The 19,938-nt window shown below is 64.7% G+C and carries 16 protein-coding genes; 4 read left to right on the top strand and 12 right to left on the bottom strand.

The genetic code is table 11. The features are described 5' to 3' along the window. Positions 1–124: 124 nt before the first annotated feature. The 6 genes from panC to metG all read right to left on the bottom strand — a co-directional run bounded on the left by panC (position 125) and on the right by metG (position 6,381). The gene (gene panC, locus F1735_RS10400) at positions 125–964 is read right to left on the bottom strand and encodes a pantoate--beta-alanine ligase (protein WP_166886888.1); all 840 of its coding nucleotides are present in this window, start codon (positions 962–964) and stop codon (positions 125–127) included. 35 nt (positions 965–999) lie between these two features. Beyond that, positions 1,000–1,896: a segregation and condensation protein A gene (locus F1735_RS10395; RefSeq protein ID WP_167236859.1), complete on the bottom strand. Its 897-nt coding sequence runs from the start codon at positions 1,894–1,896 to the stop codon at positions 1,000–1,002. A gap of 17 nt (positions 1,897–1,913) precedes the next feature. Then, entirely contained in the window at positions 1,914–2,123 is a 210-nt protein-coding gene (locus F1735_RS10390; protein WP_167236858.1) for a DUF3460 family protein, read from the bottom strand. Between the two features lie 114 nt (positions 2,124–2,237). Further along, the gene (locus F1735_RS10385) at positions 2,238–3,554 is read right to left on the bottom strand and encodes an enoyl ACP reductase FabMG family protein (protein WP_167236857.1); all 1,317 of its coding nucleotides are present in this window, start codon (positions 3,552–3,554) and stop codon (positions 2,238–2,240) included. A gap of 188 nt (positions 3,555–3,742) precedes the next feature. Further along, on the bottom strand, positions 3,743–4,222 hold the full coding sequence (locus F1735_RS10380) for a GNAT family N-acetyltransferase (RefSeq protein ID WP_166886896.1): 480 nt from the start codon (positions 4,220–4,222) through the stop codon (positions 3,743–3,745). Between the two features lie 8 nt (positions 4,223–4,230). Beyond that, on the bottom strand, positions 4,231–6,381 hold the full coding sequence (metG, locus tag F1735_RS10375; protein ID WP_167236856.1) for a methionine--tRNA ligase: 2,151 nt from the start codon (positions 6,379–6,381) through the stop codon (positions 4,231–4,233). A 173-nt stretch (positions 6,382–6,554) separates the two neighbouring features. Here metG and apbC point away from each other — a divergent pair, with 173 nt between their 5' ends. From apbC to F1735_RS10355, 4 genes are all read left to right on the top strand, one after another. Next, a complete protein-coding gene (apbC, locus tag F1735_RS10370; RefSeq protein WP_167236855.1) occupies positions 6,555–7,643 on the top strand; it encodes an iron-sulfur cluster carrier protein ApbC in 1,089 nt (362 codons plus the stop codon). 112 nt (positions 7,644–7,755) lie between these two features. Further along, the gene (locus tag F1735_RS10365; RefSeq protein ID WP_370664093.1) at positions 7,756–8,157 is read left to right on the top strand and encodes a DUF4399 domain-containing protein; all 402 of its coding nucleotides are present in this window, start codon (positions 7,756–7,758) and stop codon (positions 8,155–8,157) included. Positions 8,158–8,214: 57 nt separating this feature from the next. Beyond that, a complete protein-coding gene (locus F1735_RS10360; RefSeq protein ID WP_229505704.1) occupies positions 8,215–9,000 on the top strand; it encodes a substrate-binding periplasmic protein in 786 nt (261 codons plus the stop codon). A 159-nt stretch (positions 9,001–9,159) separates the two neighbouring features. Then, complete coding sequence (locus tag F1735_RS10355; RefSeq protein WP_187364211.1) at positions 9,160–10,356, top strand: hypothetical protein; 1,197 nt, start codon at positions 9,160–9,162, stop codon at positions 10,354–10,356. A gap of 71 nt (positions 10,357–10,427) precedes the next feature. Here F1735_RS10355 and F1735_RS10350 read toward each other — a convergent pair whose 3' ends face one another. From F1735_RS10350 to F1735_RS10325, 6 genes are all read right to left on the bottom strand, one after another. After that, a complete protein-coding gene (locus F1735_RS10350) occupies positions 10,428–11,585 on the bottom strand; it encodes a VWA domain-containing protein (protein WP_167236854.1) in 1,158 nt (385 codons plus the stop codon). Next, entirely contained in the window at positions 11,575–13,890 is a 2,316-nt protein-coding gene (locus F1735_RS10345) for a DUF5682 family protein (protein ID WP_167236853.1), read from the bottom strand. Before F1735_RS10345 ends, F1735_RS10350 begins: the two co-directional genes overlap by 11 nt. 7 nt (positions 13,891–13,897) lie before the next feature. Further along, on the bottom strand, positions 13,898–14,980 hold the full coding sequence (locus F1735_RS10340; protein WP_373888498.1) for an AAA family ATPase: 1,083 nt from the start codon (positions 14,978–14,980) through the stop codon (positions 13,898–13,900). Positions 14,981–14,985: 5 nt separating this feature from the next. Then, positions 14,986–16,584, bottom strand: a complete 1,599-nt coding sequence (locus tag F1735_RS10335; RefSeq protein ID WP_167236851.1) for a DUF5691 domain-containing protein — start codon at positions 16,582–16,584, stop codon at positions 14,986–14,988. Then, positions 16,581–17,930, bottom strand: a complete 1,350-nt coding sequence (locus tag F1735_RS10330; RefSeq protein WP_167236850.1) for an SWIM zinc finger family protein — start codon at positions 17,928–17,930, stop codon at positions 16,581–16,583. Before F1735_RS10330 ends, F1735_RS10335 begins: the two co-directional genes overlap by 4 nt. Before the next feature lie 400 nt (positions 17,931–18,330). After that, positions 18,331–19,833: a vanadium-dependent haloperoxidase gene (locus F1735_RS10325; RefSeq protein ID WP_167236849.1), complete on the bottom strand. Its 1,503-nt coding sequence runs from the start codon at positions 19,831–19,833 to the stop codon at positions 18,331–18,333. Positions 19,834–19,938 lie beyond the last annotated feature (105 nt).

The raw sequence follows: 19,938 nt of genomic DNA, 5'->3' as shown, positions 1-19,938 counted from the left end.
CGTGGACTGACTTAGCTAATGCCGACAAAAGGTGTCGGCATTAGCTAAGTGTGGCGAAATTTAACAAAATTGAGAGTCAGAGCGCTGACCCCGGTGGTGCGCCGGCCGCCGGTTTTGCAATGGGTCAGATTTCGAGGTTGTCGATCAGGCGGGTGGTGCCGAGCTTGGCCGCCGCCAGCACCACCAGCGGCGCGCCTTGCGCCAGGTCGCCGGCGCTCGGCGGTTGCAGGTCGTTTTGCTTGCGGATCGAGATGTAGTCCGGCTTCCAGCCGCGCCGCGCCAGTTCTTCCATCGCTTTATGTTCGAGCTGGAAGATGTCCAGGTGGCCCGATCGGACTTCGTTTGCCACGGCATTGAGGCTCTGGTACAGCGCCGGCGCTTCAGCCCGCTCCGCCGCCGACAGGTACATATTGCGCGACGATAGCGCCAGGCCGTCGTCCGCACGCCAGGTCTCGGCGGCGATGATTTGCGTCGGCAAGGCGAATTGACGACTCATGTTGCGCACCATCATGAGCTGCTGGTAATCCTTTTTGCCGAAGACGGCGACCTTCGGTTGCACGCACGAAAACAGTTTCAGCACGATGGTGGTCACGCCAGTGAAAAACCCCGGGCGGAATTCCCCTTCCAGGGTGTTGCCGAGGTCTTGCGGCGGGCTGACCCGAAATTCCTGCGGCTCCGGGTACAAGTCCTTTTCGGTCGGCGCAAACAGCACGTAGACGCCTTCCTTTTCCAGTTTTTCCACATCCGCCTGGAAAGTGCGCGGGTATTTGTCGAAGTCTTCGTTCGGGCCGAATTGCAGGCGGTTCACGAAGATCGAGGCCACCACCGGGTCGCCATGCTTGCGCGCAAGGCGCATCAGCGAGAGATGCCCTTCGTGCAGGTTGCCCATTGTCGGCACGAAGGCCGTGCGCAGCTGGCCGCTGAGCTGGTCGCGCAGTTCTTCAACGGAAGAGATGATTTTCATGGGGCTTTCCTCAAACGGGTATCAAATGAATCGGCTTATGCCGGGGAGTAGGCGAGGCGCACGTAGATCGGCGCGAACGGCTCGGCCTGGGTAATTTCGATCAGGGTTTCCTTGGCCAGTTCCAGCATGGCCACGAAGTGGACGACCACGATCGGCACGCCGCCCTGGCCCTGGAACAAGTCGGCGAACTCGACGAAGCGGGCCGTTTGCAGTTGCCGCAGGATCGAGGTCATGTGCTCGCGCACCGACAGTTCCTGGCGGCTGATGCGGTGGTGCTGGGTCAGCTTGGCGCGCTTGAGCACGTCCAGCCAGGCGCGCTGCAGGTCGAGCGGGTCCACCTCGGGCCAGGTCGGAATGTTGCTTTGTTCGACGAACAGGGAGGGCCGGGTGAAGTCGCGGTCGAGCTGGGGTATGGCGTTGATTTCGTACGCTGCCAGCTTGATCTGCTCGTAGTCGAGCAGGCGCCGCACCAGGTCGGCGCGCGGGTCGTAGGTGTCGAGCAGGTCGTCGTCGGCGACCCGCTGCGGCAGCAGCATGCGCGACTTGATTTCGATCAGCATGGCGGCCATCAGCAAGTATTCGGCGGCCAGTTCCAGGTTGTGCAGGCGGATCTGGTCGACATATTTCAGGTATTGCAGGGTGACCTGCGCCATCGGAATATCGAGGATGTTGAAGTTTTGCTTGCGGATCAGGTAGAGCAGCAGGTCGAGCGGACCTTCGAAGGCGTCCAGGAAGATCTCGAGCGCGTCCGGCGGGATGAACAGGTCGGTCGGCATGCGCAGCAGCGGTTCGCCGTACAGGCGGGCAAACGCGGGCATCTCGGGCGGCGTCTCAAGTACCGCCGGCAGTTCGGCCGGGGCGGCGGGCGCGTCGCTGAGCGAGCCATCCGGCTCGGTGGCGAGTTCTTCCGTCGCCGCCTCTTCTGGCAACATGGTCTCGCCCTGAACCGTCAGAGTTTATTCTGGTACACGTAAGCTTGCTGCTGGACGCGCGATTCCTTGGTTTTATCCTGGTCGGCCAGGGTGATCGGCGCCTTGTCCCACAGCAGCGCGCGGCCGGCGATCTGGCCGGCTTCCATCTCGGGATGCTTGGCCTTGAGCTCGCGGATGAACTTGGTGTGGTCGGATTCGTAGAGCTGGAATTGTTTGGTCAGTTTCATAATGGTACGCGGGTAGCGACATGGGTAGCGACAATGCTATTTTACCGCGAGCAAGGCGGCAGGGGGAATTCGTCGGGCGCCACTGGCAGCCCGACGACCGGGCGTTGCGGACGCTTACGGGTGCAGTGCGTTCAGTTGCTTGGCGATGATGTCGTGATTGAGCCACACCACCGGGGCGATTTTCTCGGCGGCGCCGTAAAACATCAGCGGGCCGGCGCTTTCCAGCACCAGCGCGCTCAGGTGGTCGGTGATCAGGGCCTTGCGGTCCCTGTGCAGCTTGGTCATCGCGTCCGAGGTGCCGATCATCACCTCGGCCAGGGCCGGGGTGTTGTCCATCGGCCAGGCGTCGAAGTTGCGGAAGCTGGCGCTGACCGGGTCGTTGTTGTAGGCCTCGATCTGGTCGATCAGGTTTTGCAGCGAGACGCCGTCGTTGAGCAACTCCTGGCAGACGGCCCATTGCTGTTCGACCCAGGCGGCGCCGCCTTCGCGTTTGAGCGCGCTCAGCAAGGGGAACAGCGACAGCTCGACGCCGGCAAAAATATCGGATGAATTGGTACGGATTTCAGGGCAGTTGAACACCGTTGCGGCGATCCCTTGCGCCCAGGCAGCCTGCGCCACGCTCTCCAGGCGCATTTTGGCGTAGCCCTGGGTGTAATTGGTGTAGGTTTGCCACTGGTATGTGGCGTCGATCAGGATTTCGCTGCCGTGGTAGCCGTACGCCGTGTAGCGCACCTGGCCGCCCTTGGCGGTGATGCGCTCGCGGATAGCGGCGCTGGCGGTAATCAGGTGTTGCAGGGTGTTGGCGGTGACTTCGTCGAAGTTCATCAAGATCAGCTTGCCGAGGTCGCTGTCGAGCAGTTCTCGCGAGGACATGAAGCGCTCGCCGCGGCCCTTGTAGATGCGGTTGGCGATCGCCAGGAAAGCCTTGATCTTGGGAATCCCGCCGGCCATGGTGTGGGCGAAGAAGACATTGCTGCCGTCCGGGATCAGCTTGTCGATCTCGGCCATGGCTTGCGCGGCGGAGCTGGCGAAGCGGCGCACGCCGACGTCGCGGCAGCGTTCGACCGCGGCCCAGTCCAGTTTTTCTTCCTGCCAACCCTTGAGGGTGATGCCGGCCAGCATCTCGGTCGGGTTCTGTTCGCCTTCGGGTGCGTCGAGGTCGAAGCCGGCCATCAGCGGCACGTTGATGATGCGCCCGCCCAGCTTGGCTTCGGCTTCGGCCAGTTCTTCTTCGTTGAGTGCGCGCAGCGCGTTGTTTTCGTCGCGCCGGCCGACGGTGATGCCGACGATGGTCATGCCGGCCTTGCGTGCCTCATCGATCAGGCCGTTAGCATAGCCGCGGCCGAACAGCTCGCCGAACAGTACGAACACGTCGCCTTTGCGGAACAGGTTGGCGTGCGGGATGTGCCTCAAGGAAGTCAATTCGCTCATAGATACCACTCAAAAGTAAGAAGGTTCGGGCGCCTGGCCCACCACCCCGCTCCGGCGCCGTGGTGCTGGCGGCCAATTCGCGAGGCATGTTGTTTTTCTCGTCAAGCGCGACATTATAGTCTCCCGCTTGGGGCGCTGGCGCTCGGCGTTCCGGTATTGACGCGCTCATTCGTTGCAAGGATGGATTTTTAGTGGCGCAGCACGCGCCGCATCACGCGCGGCGGCGGTTCGGCCGCGTTGGCGTGCGAATAGTCGAGTTCGTCGGCCAGTTCGAATGCGTAAGCGGCGTACAGGTCGAGCAGCCTGGGCTGGTCGTCGCGCACGGCCAGCCGCAGTTCCTGCACGCCACTGGCCAGGCCCTGGTGGATGACCGCTTCGAGCAGGTGTTGCGACAGGTTGGCGCCGCGGCAGCGCGGCAGCACGCCCATGCGCCGGATTTCCCACACGTCCGGTTCGAACTCGTGCGGCGCCCAGCGCACCGAGCCGACCGGGGCGTCGTCCTGCAGCAGGATGAAGGCGCCGCCGGCGCGCAGCTGTTCGGTCACGCGCTGGGCGGTTTCGCGGTGGCCGCTCGAGGTCACCGTCACCGTCCCGGCCCAGGAAGCCCGGGTCAGGTCGGCGATCAGTTGGGCGTCGTCGTCGTCCGCCGGGCGCACCACCAGGTTCATGCGCGTCCTTAGCCGATGCGCATGCCCGGCTGCGCGCCCGGAAATGGTTCCAGGACGTATAAGCCAGGGTTGGCTTTCTCGTCGGCTGCCGAGGCGCACAGGACCATGCCTTCGGAACTGCCGAACTTGCCGATCTTGCGCGGTGCCAGGTTGGCCACCATCACCGTCAGCTTGCCGATCAGTTGCTCGGGCGTGTAGGCCGACTTGATGCCGGACAGCACGTTGCGATGGCGGCCTTCGCCCACGTCCAGGGTCAGGCGCAGCAGCCGCTCGGAGCCGTCCACCGCTTCGCAGTGGACGATTCTGGCGATGCGCATGTCGATTTTTACAAAATCGTCGAACTCGATCGTCGGTGCGATGGCGTCGATGTCGCCGGCGACGGGCGCTTCCAGCACTGGCGCAACCGCAACTGGCGCCGCTGCGGGGGCAGCCGCCACGGGCGGCTTGTCGATCAGCGCTTCCACCATTTTCGGGTCGATGCGGGTCATCAGGTGGTCGTACACGCCGATTTCACGGCCGAGCATGGTTTCGTACACGGCGGCGCCCGTCGTATCGCTCCAGCTCCATTGATCGTCGCGCAAGTAGGCGGCGACCTTGGCGGCCACCTGCGGCAGCACCGGCGCGAGCATGATCGTAATCTGGCGGAACAGGATCAGGGACGTGCTGCACACATCATGCAGCTGCGCCATTTTTTCCGGATCCTTGGCCAGCAGCCATGGCTTGTTGTCGTCGATGTACTGGTTGGTGATGGCCGCGATTTCCATGATTTCGCGCAGCGCCTTGCCGTATTCGCGGTTTTCGAAGTTGGCGGCGATGCTCGCCTGGCGTTCCTTGCCGTCGACCGTCAGCGCGCGTCCGATCAATTGCTGTGCATCGGGCGACAAGGTGGACACCAGCTTGCCGTCGAAGTGCTTGGTGATGAAGCCGGCGCAGCGGCTGGCGATGTTGACGTATTTACCGATCAGGTCGCTATTCACGCGGGCCATGAAATCGTCGCCGTTGAAGTCGAGGTCTTCTACCTTGGCATTGAGCTTGCAGGCGATGTAGTAGCGCAGCCATTCCGGGTTCATCTTCAGGTCCAGGTAGCGCAGCGGCGAAATGCCGGTGCCGCGCGACTTGGCCATCTTTTCGCCGTTCAGGGTCAGGTGGCCGTGTACGTTGACCTTGAGCTTGTCGATCACCGGGTGCCCGGCGAAGTTGAGCATCGCGGGCCAGAACAGCAGGTGGAAGGACACGATATCCTTGCCGATGAAGTGGACTTGCTCGGTGTCCGGATCATTGAGCAAGGCGTCGAAATCGATCCCTTTCTTGCTGCAGTAGTTTTTCAGGCTGGCCAGGTAGCCGACCGGCGCGTCCAGCCAGACATAGAAAAACTTGCCCGGCGCATCGGGAATCGGGATACCGAAGTAGGGCGCGTCGCGCGAAATATCCCAGTCCGCCAGCTTCTCGCCGGCTTCGCCGAGCCACTCGGACACTTTATTGACCATTTCCGGCTGCAAACGGCCAGGCGTGTTCAGCCATTCCTTGAGGAAGGTGTAGCAGCGCGGGTCGGACAGGGCGAAGAAATACTGTTCCGACGGTTTCAGGATCGGGGTCGAGCCAGTAAACACCGAGAACGGGTTCACCAGTTCGGTCGGCTGGTAAGCCACGCCGCACACTTCGCAATTGTCGCCGTATTGGTCCTTGGCGCCGCATTTCGGGCATTCGCCCTTGATGTTGCGGTCGGCCAGGAACATGCCCTTGACCGGGTCGAAGAAGCGGTCGACCGTCTTGGTGACGATCAGGCCGGTATCGCGCAGTTTGCGATAGATGCCTTGCGACAGCTCCACGTTTTCCGGCGAATCGGTCGAGTACCAGTTATCGAATGCAATGTGGAAGCCGTCCAGGTATTGCGGGCGGTCGGCGGCGATCCTGGCCACGAATTCCTGGGGCGTAATGCCTTCCTTTTCGGCCGCGATCATGATCGGCGTGCCGTGGGTGTCGTCGGCGCAGACGAAGTGAACTTCGCGCCGGGCGTCGCCACGCTGGCCGTCGGCGTCGCGTTGCATTCGCTGGAAGCGTACCCAGATATCGGCCTGGATGTATTCCATCATGTGGCCGATATGAAAAGCTCCGTTGGCGTAAGGCAGGGCGGTGGTGACGAACAGCTTGCGAGTCATGGTTAAGATGCGCTTTTTAATAAGTTTATTAGGAAATACAGAGGAGCATTTTACCAGCGGATGACCCGACTGCGCACGGGGCTTTGCCCGGATTTGCCATTCAGGCAAGGCCGGGCAGGGCGAATTGCGCTAAACTTCTGCATGTTTCGGCATCATATTCCTTGGAGATTTACATGAGCATCACAGTAGAAGACGTCAAGCAGGCACTGACGGCGGTTATCGATCCGAACACGCAGAAAGATTTCGTTTCTTCCAAGGCGATCAAGAATATCAAGCTCGACGGCAACGACATCGCGCTCGACGTTGAACTCGGCTATCCGGCCAAAAGCCAGATCGACGGCATCCGCAGCGCCATAGTGGCCGCCTTGCAGGCGCTGCCGGGCGCGGGACGGGTCAATCCGAACGTGTATGTCAAGATTATTTCGCACACGGTGCAGCGAGGCCTGAAAATCATGCCGAACGTGAAGAACATCATCGCGGTGGCGTCCGGCAAGGGCGGCGTGGGCAAGTCGACCACGGCGGTCAACCTGGCACTGGCCCTGGCGGCCGAGGGCGCCAGCGTGGGCGTGCTCGATGCGGACATTTATGGCCCCTCGCAACCGATGATGCTCGGCATCAGCGGCCGCCCGGAAACCTCGGACGGCAAGACCATGGAGCCGCTGGAGAACCACGGCTTGCAGGTGTCGTCGATCGGCTTCATGATCGATCCGGACGAGCCGATGGTGTGGCGCGGCCCGATGGTCACGCAAGCCTTGCAACAGTTGCTTGAGCAAACCAACTGGCGCGACCTCGATTACCTGATCGTCGACATGCCGCCAGGCACCGGCGACATCCAGCTGACCCTGTCGCAAAAAGTGCCGGTCACGGGCGCGGTGATTGTCACCACGCCGCAGGATATCGCCTTGCTCGACGCGCGCAAGGGCTTGAAAATGTTCGAAAAAGTCGGCATTCCGATCCTTGGCGTGGTGGAAAACATGAGCACGCACATCTGCTCGAACTGTGGCCACACGGAAGCCATTTTCGGTCACGGCGGCGGCGCCAAAATGTGCGCCGACTTCGGGGTGGAGTTCCTGGGCGCATTGCCGCTGACCATGTCGATCCGCGAGCAGACCGATTCGGGCCGCCCGACCGTGGTGGCCGAGCCGAATGGCCCGGTGGCCCAGATCTACAAGGAGATCGCGCGCAAGGTTGCCATCAAGATCGCCGAGAAGGCGAAAGACATGAGCAGCAAGTTCCCCAACATCGTCATTAAAAACGACTAGGCCTATCTGTTGAGATAGGCACCAGGGTGTGGCGCTTTCGTGGCGCTGTCGTGCAGAATAGGCAAGTATCGGCCTGCGCCACGCCAACAAGCCTCTTACCAACCGCAAAGGAATCCACTTGAAATCGTTCATCAAGCACCTCGTCTTTTCCGCCTCCCTGCTGGTCGCCGCCGCCGCGTCGGCGCAATCGGTCTCCTTCGTCGAGCCGGCGGACGGCGCGACCGTCAAAAGCCCGTTCAAGGTCAAGTTCGCCGTCGATGGCATGGATGTCAAGCCGGCCGGCGCCCCTGTCGCCAATTCCGGCCACCACCACCTGGTCATCAACGGCGGCGCCATCAAGGAAGGCGAGTCGATTCCCTTCGACGACAAGCACTTGCACTTCGGCAAAGGGCAGACCGAGACCGAGGTCAAGCTGGCGCCCGGCGAATACACCCTGACCATGCAGTTCGCCAACGGTGCGCACCAGTCCTACGGCACGCCGATGAGCAAGTCGATTAAAGTGACCGTCAAGTAATTCCCCCGGGAGCGTTGGCGGCAGTACAATTGTTTTATCGTCTACACAATGGCTGCCATGAAACGCTCCGATTCCCCTGTCGATCTTGTCCGGCGCGCCCTGATGCTTGGTGCGGCGGCGGCGCTCGCCATGCCGGTCGCCACCGCCCGTTCCGGTCCGCGCGAGTTGCTGGTCGTCGGCGCCCATTTCGCGCGCGTGTACGAGCGCGCCAACGGCGAATTCTCGGGCATGGCGGTGGAGATCATCCGCGCCATTGCCGGCGAACTCGGGCAACCGGTGTATTTCGAGCTGTACCCGTGGGCGCGCGCGCAGTCGATGGTGGCGCAGGGCCAGGCCGATATTCTCGTCGGCCCCTACAAATCGCCTGAACGCCTGGCCGCGTTTGCGTTTTCCGAACGTCCGTTTTACCAGGACCAGATGGTGTTCTTCTCGCGCAGCAATGCGCCGTTTGCCTGGGACGGCAGCTACGCCTCCTTGCGCGAGAAGCGCATCGTGATCATCAACGGCTGGGCTTACGGGGATGAATTCAATGCCGCGCGAGAGCAATTGACGGTCAGCGTGACCAATTCGGTCGAGTCGGCGCTGACCATGCTCTCGCACGGGCGCGTGGATTTATTCGCCAGCAATGTGCGCAATACCGAGCCGGTCATTCCACTGCTGGCGCTGGAAGGCAAAGTGTTGCCGGTCGGGCGCACCATTTCCCTGCAGCGCGGCTTCTTTGCCTTCCCCAAGCGTCCCGAATACGACGTCATGCGTGGTCGCTTCGACCGCGCCTTCAATGCCTATGTCGACAGCGGCGAACTGCGCAAGCTCGGCAAGCGCTACAACGTCCAGGTGCCCTGAGCGGCGCTGGGGCGCGCTCGCCCCGCTCATATCCTCGTAGAATCGACGGCTTGCGGTTACCATACGCCGCATGACGCATTGACAACGGTCATATTCCCAGTTGATTTTTCGCAGGAGATGCCTTGGTGCGTCCACCTGCTCCCAGGAGACAAAAAAATGATGAGCAAAACTATTCTGCGCACTGCTTGCGTGTCGGCGGTGGCGGTATTCGGCGTGCAGGCGTGCGCCTCGGCGGCGCTGCTGTCGGTCGGGCCGGGCAAGACCTACGCCAAACCCTGCGCCGCGATTGCCGCAGCGAAGAATGGCGACACCGTCGAGATCGAAGGTGGCGTGGTCTACAGTGGCGACGTGTGCGGCATTTATGCCAGCAACTTCACCATCCGGGGCGTACATGGTCGTCCGAAAATCGATGCCGCAGGCAAGAATGCGATGGGGAAAGCAATCTGGGTGGTGGTCGGCAACAACGTGCTGATCGCCAACGTGGAAATGTATGGGGCCAAGGTGCCTGACCGCAATGGCGCAGCCTTGCGCCTGGAGGGCGCCGGCTTCACCTTGCTCAACAGCTTCCTGCACGATAACGAGAATGGCATTCTCAGCGGCGCGAATGCGGCCAGCGATGTCGTTATCGAAGGCACCGAATTCGGGCGCAATGGTTACGGCACGGGACAGACCCACAATCTGTATATCGGCACGGTACGCAGCCTGATGTTCCGCCGCAATTTTTCGCATGACGCCAACGTCGGGCATAACCTCAAGTCGCGCGCGCTGACCAACTATATCCTGTATAACCGCTTTTCCAGCTTGCGCCCGGGCGAAACCGGTTCGACCGCGGCCGGCCAGCCGAGTTACGAGATCGACTTGCCGAATGCCGGTACCTCGTACGTGATCGGGAATGTGATCGAGCAGCCGGCGGCCAATCAAAACGGGGCCATGCTGGCGTATGGGGAAGAGGGGGCGTCGAACGCCGGACATGATCTGTATGTGGTCAATAACACCTTCCTCAACGACGATACCGCGCGCGGCGTGTTCGTGATGGTGGGCGGGGGCGTGACCAAGCCGGTTCTGCTGCAGAATAATATCTTTTCGGGGATCGGGACCTTGAGCTCGCAGGTCAGTACGGTGGCCAAGACCAATTACCGCTCGGTGGCGCCGGGGTTTGTGAACCGCGCCACGTATGATTTGCGGCCGACGCCATCGCCGCTGGTGGTCAATGCGGGAACCGATCCGGGCGTGTCGGCCACTGGGTATGTGCTAAAACCAGTGGCGCAGTACAAGCATGTGGCGTTCTGGATCGGCCGCCCGGTAACCGGCGCGCTCGATATCGGGGCGTATGAGGCGAATTCGATCGCGCCGTAGACGCCAACCCGCGCTCCGTCGTTCTTTTGTTAGCTATCAATCCGTCGTTCCCGCCTGCGCGGGAACGACGATTACGGCTTCACTCCCACAATCCCCACTTCCGCCGCCCACTGTCCCAGATCGCTGCGCTTGATCGCCGCCGCCATCAACTCCGGGAACAAATCGGGCGTACACGCAAAACACGGCGCACCCAGCGCGGCAAAATACGCCGCATTCGCGTGGTCATAACTGGGCGCCCCGTTATCGTCGAGCGCCAGCAGCACAATGACCTGCACCCCGGCCGCCACCAGCGCCGCCGCGCGCCTGCGCATTTCGTTGTTATTCCCGCCCTCGTACAAATCGCTGATCAGCACGAAAATGGTATCGGTCGGCCGTGAGATCAAACCCTGGCAATACCCGAGCGCCCGATTGATATCCGTCCCGCCGCCCAACTGCGTACCGAACAGCACATCGACCGGATCGGCCAGCAGCGGCGTCAGGTCGATCACCGCCGTATCGAACACCACCACCTGCGTACTGACCGCCTTGATCGTGGCCAGCACCGCCGCGAACACGCTGGCGTACACCACCGACGGCGCCATCGATCCGCTCTGGTCGATGCACAGCACGATATCGCGCAGCGATTGCCCCTTGCGCCCGAACCCGATCCGCGTTTCCGGAATAATGGTCCGGTACTCGGGCTGGTAATGCCGCAAATTGGCGCGGATCGTGCGCAGCCAGTCGATTTCGTGATGGCGCGGGCGGCGGTTGCGCGTGGCCCGGTTCAAACTCCCCGTCACCGCTTGCCGGAACGGACTGGCCAGCCTGCGTTCGAGTTTTTCCACCACTTGCCGCACCACCATGCGCGCCGTTTCCTTGGTCTTGTTCGGCATCACCTTGTTCAAACTGAGCAGGGTGGCGACCAGGTGTACGTCCGGCTCGACCGCCTTGAGCATCTCGGGTTCCAGCAGCATTTGCTCCAGTCCCAGCCGCTCCAGCGCGTCTTTCTGCATCACCTGCACCACGCTCGATGGAAAATACTGGCGGATGTCGCCCAGCCAGCGCGATACGTTCGGCGCCGACGCGCCGAGCCCGGCGCCGCGTCCCGATGGCGGGTTGTACAGGGCCGACAGCGCCCGGTCCATGGCCAGGTCGTCCACGCCGAGCGAGACTTCCGGCTGGCCCGGCTCGCTGCCCAATACCATGCGCCAGCGGCGCGTTTGTTCCTGCGGGGTGATGTCATGCGCCATGATGGGCCTGCGTTGTCGATGCCGGTGTCACTGCGCTGGCGCCGAGGATCATCCCGAGCACGGGCAGCACCAGCCTGGCGCGCGCTTCATCGATGTTGCCGCCTGATGCGGCGATGCCGACCGCGCCCCCGGCGCTGCCGGCGCGTTCGCTCAGTTGACGCCGTTCCGGCGCCTCGAACGCGCCAAAGGTGCGGCGCAGCAGCGGCAGCAGTTCGACGAAGCTGTCCGCATCGAGGCCGTTGATCCAGGTATTGACCAGGGTCCACAGGCTGTCGTTGTGCAGCAGCAAGGCCGCGCTGCCCTGCAAAAAGCCTTCCAGCCAGTTGCCGCTGGCCAGCGGCGCGCTGGCGTGCGAGCAGCGCAAGGCCAGGGCGCGCGCGGTGCGCTCCTGGTCCCAGTGCCCTTGCTCCGACAAGATGCGGGCGCAGCGCCCGCTGATCAGCGGATGCGACAGTTCATTGCCCGCCACCTGGTCGAGCGCGTCGAACCATGCCTCCAGCAGTGCGTTGTCCTGGATCAGGCGGATCGCGCGATCGGCGGCGATGAGCTGCTTGACCAGCACCGCCGCCGGCTCGTCGGCCATGCCCAGCACGCCGAAGGGCAGGGCGATGCAGGCGCGCGTGACGAGGCCGTCCACCACCTGGCCGATGGCGCTGGTATCGGTGCCGCGCACGCTGCCGTAGCGCAGTACGCCGGCCAGCGGCGGCAAGGCCGCCAGCATGAAGCCGACATCGGGCGTCAACGCGCCCACTTCCTGGATGCGCCGCATCAGCAAGTCGACCGCGCGCGGCAGGTCGGCCAGCAGCACCTGTTCGATCAGGGCGGTCAGCTCGGGCAGGGTGGTCGCTTCATTGGCCTGGCTGACCGCCTTGCCGGTGGCGGCCGCTTCCACGGTGCCGCCCCAGACGTTCGCTTCGATCAGGCGAATTGCAAATTCCGGCTCCCACGCCAGGCGCCACCATTCGTGGAAGGTGCCGGACTTGCCGGTTACCCTTTCGGCGCGGCCCCATTCGACTCCGAGCAGCGCCAGGCGGTGCAGCAACACGCTTTTTTCCAGGTGCGCCGGCTGGCGCAGGTCGAGTTCGAGCTGGCTGTGATCGGCCTTGACCGGCAGGCGCAGCCGTTTTTGCTGGGTCTGCACATCCTGCGACAGCGGCAGGGTCGGCACGCCTTCGGGCACCTCGCCGAGACGGTCGTTGATCAGCAGGGCGTCGTGGATCAGGCGCAGCGGGGCGTCGCTGTCGTAGCAAAATACGGCGCGTACCGCTTCCTGCAATTCGCTCAGGCCCGCACGGGGCCGTTCGCGCATCGCCGCCAGCGTGTCGGCCAGGCGCACCGCTTCGATGATGCTGGCCGAGGATGCATCAAGGTCGTGCTTGCGCAGCAACATGGCGACGTCGGTCAGCCAGTACAGGCTGGCCTGGGCCGGGTGATTCCACAGATGATGGTACCAGCCGGGCGCGCTGACCCCCGCTCCGTAGCCGCTGCGAAACGCCAGGCGGCCGTAGCTCCACGGGGTCCAGGTCGCGGCCAGTTTTACCTTGGGCAAGCCCTTGAGCAAGTCGTTGTCGCTCTTGGCGGACGGCATGCTGGCCAGGGCCGGCACGTGGTAGGCGCCGCAGACCACGGCGATGCGCTGGTGACCTTGTTTTTCGGCCAGGCGGATGGCGTTGCGCATCCATGCTTCGCGCTGCTGCTCGCGCAGATCGGGAGGGGCGGCGATGTCGGTACGCACCGTGCTCATCATTTCGGCGATGGCGGCGAACAGGTCGAGGCTGTCGGCGCGCTGCTCGACCAGGTGCTCCCACCAGGTGTCGGTGTCCGAGAAACCGGCGGCGTGGGCGAGCCAGTGCAGCGGGTCCTGGTGCAGCGCCTCGGTGTCGGTCCCGGTCCCGGGCGGCGCTTGCACGGCGGCGTCCTGGTCCGCGCCCTCGTCCTTGTCCTCATCCTCGCCGGTCCCGGCTGGAGCAGCCTCGGCAACTTCCTCTTCGGCCAGACGATGCGTCTGCGGCAAGTCGCAAAAGCGCACCGGCACGCCGTTGGCGGTGGCGTAGCGCATGGCTTGCCATTCCGGCGAGAACTCGGCGAACGGGTAAAACACGGCGCGCTGCGGCGTGGCCGGCACGTAGACCAGCAGCGCGACCGGCGGCTTGAGGGCCGGATCGGCGGCAAAGGCGATCAGCTCGTCGGCCTCGGGCGGGCCTTCGATCAGGATGCAGTCCGGTTGCAGCGCCTGCAGGGCTTGCGCCAGGCTGCGCGCGCAGCCCGGACCGTGGTGGCGGATGCCGAATAAATGAACGCTCATCGGCCAGTCAATTCATCACGTCGCGGCAGGCCCGGTACAGGTCTTTCCAGCCTTCGCGTTCCTTGACCACGGTTTCGAGGTATTCCAGCATGACCACGCGGTCCTGGACCGGGTCCTTGACGATGGCGCCGATCATGCCGGCGGCCACGTCGGCGCCGCGCATGGTGCCGTCGCCGAAGTGGGCGGCCAGCGACATGCCGTTGGTAATGACCGAAATCGCTTCGGCCGTGCTCATGCTGGCGCTGGGCGCCTTGATCTTGCGCTTGCCGTCCGTGGTGAGGCCGGCGCGCAATTCGCGAAACACCGTGACGACGCGGCGGATTTCTTCCAGCGCCGGCACTTCGCCCGGCAACTCCAGCGCGCGGCCGAGGCTGGCCACGCGGGTTTCGACGATGCGCACTTCCTCGTCGGCGGTGGCCGGGGGCGGCAGCACCACGGTGTTGAAGCGGCGCTTGAGCGCACTCGACAGTTCATTCACGCCACGGTCGCGGTCGTTCGCGGTGGCGATGATATTGAAGCCTTTTTGCGCCAGCACTTCGTCGTCGAGTTCGGCGATCGGCAGCATTTTTTCCGACAGGATGGTGATCAGGCTGTCCTGCACTTCGCTCGGGATGCGGGTCAATTCTTCCACCCGGGCGATTTTGCCGTCGCGCATGGCGCGCATGATCGGGCTCGGCACCACCGCTTCCATCGACGGCCCCTTGGCCAGCAACTGCGCGTAGTTCCAGCCGAATCGCACCGCTTCCTCGCTGGTGCCGGCGGTTCCCTGCACGATCATGGTCGAATCGCCGCTGATGGCGGCAGCGAGGTGTTCCGACACCCACGACTTGGCCGTGCCCGGCACGCCGAGCAGCAGCAGGGCGCGGTCGGTCGCCAGGGTGGCGACGGCGATCTCGATGATGCGCGCATTACCGATATATTTAGCGCTGATTTCCACGCCATTCTCGAGTGTGCCGCCCAGCAAGTACTTGGACACGGCCCAGGGCGACAGCTTCCAGCGCGGCGGGCGCTGGCGCGTATCGGCCGCAGCCAGCGCTGCGAGTTCCTCGGCGTACTGCGTTTCGGCGTGCTGGCGCAGGATGGTAGAAATGGCGGTCATGCAGAGTGCTCCTGAAAAGGTAAGTACATATCGTGTCGGAAACGCAGGGTGCGCAGGAATTTGTCGACCGTCTCTTCCCACTGCGCAAATTCGGGGATGTCTTTCGGCCAGCCGTTTTCGTAGTCCTCGATGCCAAGCGGGTCGAGTACCAGCGCCAGCGTGGCCATGGTGTAGCTGAGCGACCAGCTTTGCAGCGTGTTGGCCGCGCAACCGGCCTGGATGCGGCCGACCACCGCCTTGGACAAGGCCAGCGGCCAGTTGCGATTGGCATTCTTGGCGGCATCGTCGAGCAGGTCGATCAGGCTCGAATGGGCGCGCATCCAGGCGGCCGGGGTGGCCTCGACCAGGGTGCGCAGCAAGTCGTCGGCGGCGTCCGGCGGCAGGGCGCCGAACAGGCTGAAGAAGTCGCGCGGCATGTGGGTATGGATGCCGGTCGATTTCAGGTACAGGTCGAGGAAGGCGGTGAACCATGCGTGCAGGCCGGCATCGTAGCCGGCTTGCAGGCTGCGCTGCAGCGCGCTCGACCAGCCCAGCAGCAAAGTATGTTTGAACTCGCTGGCCATGGCCAGTGCCAGGCAGGTGCGTGGCGAGGCATCGAAGGTGTTCGACCAGTGCGTCGGCGGCACGGCGGCCAGGATATCGACCAGCCAGCCCGATTTTTCACCCATGGCGGGATACAGGCCGGCGCCGACGCCGTCGCGCTGCATGCTTTTGTCGCGCTCTTGCGGCACCTCGACCAGCAGGTGGGGCGTGCCGCCGTTGCGTTCGACGCGCAGCAGCGGCATGGCGCGCTCGCGCATGCGCCTTGCCAGTTGCGCGCCGGGCAGGCCGGCCAGCAGGCGCTGCGCCACGGTGCGCACTTCCTTGCGCTTGTCGTCGAGCGCGCTTTCCAGGAAAGTTTCATCGGCCAGGCTCAGGCCGACCGACAGGCAGCCGAGCAGGGTGGCGCGGTGCTCCGGGGTTTCGCTGGTCCAGGTTGCTTGCAGGGCCAGCAGGGCGGCGCCGGCTTCGCTTACACGCATGTCGCGCAGGGCCTGCGCGCGCTGTTCGATATTGCCGTTTTCCCACAATGCCTGAACATCACTGGAGTCGGCGCCGACCCAGTTCCAGTCGGGATTCTGCTGCGCCAGCCAGTGCCCGCGGGCGCCCAGCACGCCTTCGATCGGCGTGCGCAGGGGGCGCTGCGAGGTGCCCAGGTCCAGCACGCCCGGCAGCAAGCGCGGCGGCAGGCGGCAGCGGTGGGCGTTGGCCAGGCGCAGCCATTCGGGGCGCACTTGCGGATATTCATCGAGCAGCAACAGCGCCAGTGCCTTTTCGGCTTGCGCCGGGCAGGGCCGCAAGGCATCGCTGTCGCCCGACGGCGTCAGCGGCGCGCCTGGCCCGGCGCTGTCGGGCTGGTAGCCGGCACGCTGCCACAGGGCATGCGCGGCCAGCGAGAGCCACAGGTTTTCCTCTTTCGGCGCGGCGTTCGCGCCGGGACGGCCGTACACGCTGTCGCGCAGGGCCAGCGGCAAGTCCTCGTCGAAACCGGGGGCGGCGCGCGAGGTGCCGATCTGCAGGGTTTGATGGATTTTTATCGGGAGCGGGGAACTCATGCTACGGTCTCGTTGTCAAAATGATGCAAGCGGCCTTCGGCGAAGACGGCAAGCGGGACGATGCCGTAGCCGTCCCACTCGCCCATCACCGTGACCGGGTGGCCGCCGCTGAGCGCGAGCAGCGGCCACAGGTGGCGAAACAGCGCGTGCAGCGGCAGAATGCGGCCATCGGCGCACGCAAGATGGGGCGCCTGGCCCGCGTGCGGCACCACGGCGTCGAGCAACAATGGAAAGCGCTCGAGGAAGGGGTTGCGCGCCAGGGCGTCGGCACAGGCGGCCAGCGAGGCGTCCAGGGTGGGGGCGCTCGCCAGCGTTGTGTCGAGCGTGCCAAAGGCATCCTGCTGCTTGATCAGGGCGCGCAGCGGGTAAGCGCTATGGTAGAAACACAGTTCGCCGTCGAACTGGGTGCCGGGTGCGAGCACCTTGTCGTAGCCCGCGCTGCCGGCGGCGTATTGCAAGATCATCGCCCAGCGCCCGCTTGCTTGCCCGCGCAGCCAGCTTGTGCGTGCATGCACGCGGTCGTTGTCGCTGGTGTGCTGGGCCAGCACCTGCCAGCGGTCCTGTACGCCGGCCTGGGCCAGTACGTCGTCCTGGCTGACGTTCCAGCCGACCAGGGCGCGCACGTCGCTTTGCAGTGCCGGCGCCAGTTCCGGCAGGCGACGCCAGGCGCTGCCGAGCAGGTAGATCGACGCCAGTTCGCGCGCCAGCCGGGTTTCCCAGTCGGGCAGATTGGTATCGAAGCACATGCCGCTGGCGCGGCGCAGGCGCGCAGCCAGGCCGCCGGCCTGGGCGTCGACCATGCGGGCGGCAATGTCGTTCCAGAACGACGGGCCGCGCGCGCGCAGGGTCGACAAGCCCTCGCGCGCCAGGTCTTCCAGCCAGGTTTGCAGCTCGACGATGCCGGCTGCGACCTTGTTGTCGCGCTTTTCCTCGCGCTTTTGCGCGGCGGCCGCTTGCGTGGCGGCTTGCTCGGGCGTGGTGGCGGCGGCTTTGTCGGCGGCGCCCTGGAGTTTTTTCTCGGTGCGCTGCTGGCGGCTGTCGAGCCAGTCGCTGACCCACTGCGGCGGCGCGGCGGCCGCAAACAGCGGGCCGTTGCCGGCTAGTAGCAGGTACAGGCCGATGCCATGCTTGCAGGGAAACTTGCGACTCGGGCAGGAGCACTTGAAGGCCGGTTCGCCGAGGTCGATCTGGGTGCGGTAGGGAACCTTGCCGCTGCCCTGGCACTCGCCCCACACGGCGCTGTCGGTCCGGCCCAGGTTGCCCCACTTGGCGGGTCCGGCCAGCTCGCTGCCGGCTTTGGCGGAACTCGCATCGGGCGCCAGTGCGAGGATTTGATCGGCGTTCAAAGTCATGGAGAGGGACAATGCCCGCGGCCAAAGACCGTTGGCAAATGATTAAAGTTAGTAAGTTAACCGTTGGTGGCCGTTTTGGGAAGTCCTTTTTGCCGATTGGGCGGGTCAGCCGTGCCGGCGCCCGATGCGGTGGACGTGGCGCTGGTGGTCGATTGCGGGATGTCGCTCCAGGCGACGGGCGGCTGTGTGTTGCTACGTGGCGACGTGAAGAAGGGGGGGAGGGGGGGTGGTGATAAGCGGCTGACATCAATCTGGAGGCGCCAGGCCGGGCCGCGCCAGGCCGGGCCGCGCCAGGCCAGGTCGCGTCGCGTCCGGGCGGGCGCATCCGCTGTGGCCAGGTCAAGCGTCCGCTGCCAGGCCGGCCGCCTCCGGCCTGGCGGTACGTGGCGGCGCGTCAGGCGTTGCCGCTCCAGAGTGCGCGGGCGCGTGCGAACGCGGTGGCGCCCACCTGGGTGCCGAGCGTGCGGCCGTCGTCGCTGGCGCGCTTGAAGTGAATGCCGGCGTAGACGCGCGAGGCGCTGGCCTCGATGACGGCGTCGCTGAAGGTCTCCCAGGCAAGGGTGACGGGCGCAGTAGGCAGGCCCGGATCGATCAGCAGGGAGCGTGCCTGGAGGGTGACCGCATGCCTGAACAGGTCGCTGCCGGTAAAGCGGCGCAGCACGTCGGCCGAGGCCGCGCTGAAGGTGCTGTGTCCGGAAACATGGTCAGGGAAGGCGGGCGTCGGCGCGCTCGGCGGATAGAAGGGCATCCAGGCCTCGCCGGGGACCGGGCGCAGTCCGCCGGCCGGGCCTGCGGGGCCATAGCTCTGGACGGTGCGCCCGTTGAACAGGTAGCGGATCGCGCTAATCGGGCGCGCGGAATCGTAGGCGCGCTTGGCGTCCCAGGCGGCAATGCTGGCATCGAGTACCGCGTTGGTGAGTGCGAAAAACAGTTTCACGTCGTCGTCATCGGTGTAGTTTTTGCGCGCTGAAATCAACTGGGCAAAGCGGCACCAGTAAGAACCGGGCAATTCGCCGCTGGGGCCGCCGGCCCAGAAGTCGACCATGACCTTCTGGCGCTCGCTCAGGACGGCCTGGATTTGCACGATCTCGGTCGCCTGGTCGACAAATTCCTGGGTGCCGAAGGCGGCAGGTGGGGGTGGGCGGAACTGGCTGCCCGAGGTGAGCGCAAACGGGCGCACCGAGCCCCAGAACGGCGCAAGAAAGCTCTGGGTGCGGCGTACGCCGGCGGCATCGTTGAACGAGAGCGGTTGCCAGCGGTCGGGGGCCACGATGTTGCTGCGTGGCGTGGGCTGGATGACCAGCAGAGGAGGATTGCGTGCCACGTAGCCGCTGTAGTCGGCGAACGGGCTGCCGCCCGGCGCCATTGTGCCGCCCTGGTTGGCGCCGTCGTCGCGGCGCTTGTCGAGCACCGCTTGGGCTGCAATGGTGCCAAGGCGTGGGGCCGGGGCCGTGTTGTTGTAGGCGTCGATCGGGCGGCTGCCGAGCGTGGCAAGGTAAGCGGTGAAAGCGGCTTGCTGGTCAGGAAACTGATCGAGCAGGGCGGCATAGGCGGCAAAGCTCATGGCCTTCGCTTTGTTGGCCGTCGTGCGCTCCGCAGCCGGCCTGCGCAATTGTGCGCCCAGGTACTGTCCGAGCGCGGCATCGTCATAGGCGGCCCAGGCCTCGTACATGGCGCTGTGAACGATCGCGACCGCACGCGCGGCCATGGGCGGCGCCATGCGCACGGCGCGCACGGCCTCAAGCGCCTGCTTGTTCCAGCCAGTAACCGTGCCCGATTGGGTCGGCTCCGGTGGCGGTTGCGAAGGAGGCGGGTTGTGGGAGCCGCCGCCGCAGGCCGTCAGCGCATTGCCGATGGCGGCAGCGCCGCCGATCGTCAGGAAGGTGCGTCGTTTCATGGTGTGTTCCCTGTGAGATGGCTTCCGGCCGGGAAGCACGGGGATGCCCGCAGGGGGGGGCTGCGGTGAGGGGCATACGTGCGGACGATAGCCCGCCGCCGCCGG

Source organism: Massilia genomosp. 1 (assembly GCF_011682185.1).
Lineage (GTDB): Bacteria > Pseudomonadota > Gammaproteobacteria > Burkholderiales > Burkholderiaceae_D > Telluria_A > Telluria_A rubra.
The sequence above is the reverse complement of the archived record's forward strand: the minus strand, read 5'-3'. Positions and strand labels throughout refer to the sequence as shown.

Coding starts and splice junctions, on each gene's coding strand:
- panC (WP_166886888.1), bottom strand. CDS start 964: ATGAAAATCATCTCTTCCGTTGAAGAACTGCGCGACCAGCTCAGCGGC.
- F1735_RS10395 (WP_167236859.1), bottom strand. CDS start 1,896: ATGTTGCCAGAAGAGGCGGCGACGGAAGAACTCGCCACCGAGCCGGAT.
- F1735_RS10390 (WP_167236858.1), bottom strand. CDS start 2,123: ATGAAACTGACCAAACAATTCCAGCTCTACGAATCCGACCACACCAAG.
- F1735_RS10385 (WP_167236857.1), bottom strand. CDS start 3,554: ATGAGCGAATTGACTTCCTTGAGGCACATCCCGCACGCCAACCTGTTC.
- F1735_RS10380 (WP_166886896.1), bottom strand. CDS start 4,222: ATGAACCTGGTGGTGCGCCCGGCGGACGACGACGACGCCCAACTGATC.
- metG (WP_167236856.1), bottom strand. CDS start 6,381: ATGACTCGCAAGCTGTTCGTCACCACCGCCCTGCCTTACGCCAACGGA.
- apbC (WP_167236855.1), top strand. CDS start 6,555: ATGAGCATCACAGTAGAAGACGTCAAGCAGGCACTGACGGCGGTTATC.
- F1735_RS10360 (WP_229505704.1), top strand. CDS start 8,215: ATGAAACGCTCCGATTCCCCTGTCGATCTTGTCCGGCGCGCCCTGATG.
- F1735_RS10355 (WP_187364211.1), top strand. CDS start 9,160: ATGAGCAAAACTATTCTGCGCACTGCTTGCGTGTCGGCGGTGGCGGTA.
- F1735_RS10350 (WP_167236854.1), bottom strand. CDS start 11,585: ATGGCGCATGACATCACCCCGCAGGAACAAACGCGCCGCTGGCGCATG.
- F1735_RS10345 (WP_167236853.1), bottom strand. CDS start 13,890: ATGAGCGTTCATTTATTCGGCATCCGCCACCACGGTCCGGGCTGCGCG.
- F1735_RS10335 (WP_167236851.1), bottom strand. CDS start 16,584: ATGAGTTCCCCGCTCCCGATAAAAATCCATCAAACCCTGCAGATCGGC.
- F1735_RS10325 (WP_167236849.1), bottom strand. CDS start 19,833: ATGAAACGACGCACCTTCCTGACGATCGGCGGCGCTGCCGCCATCGGC.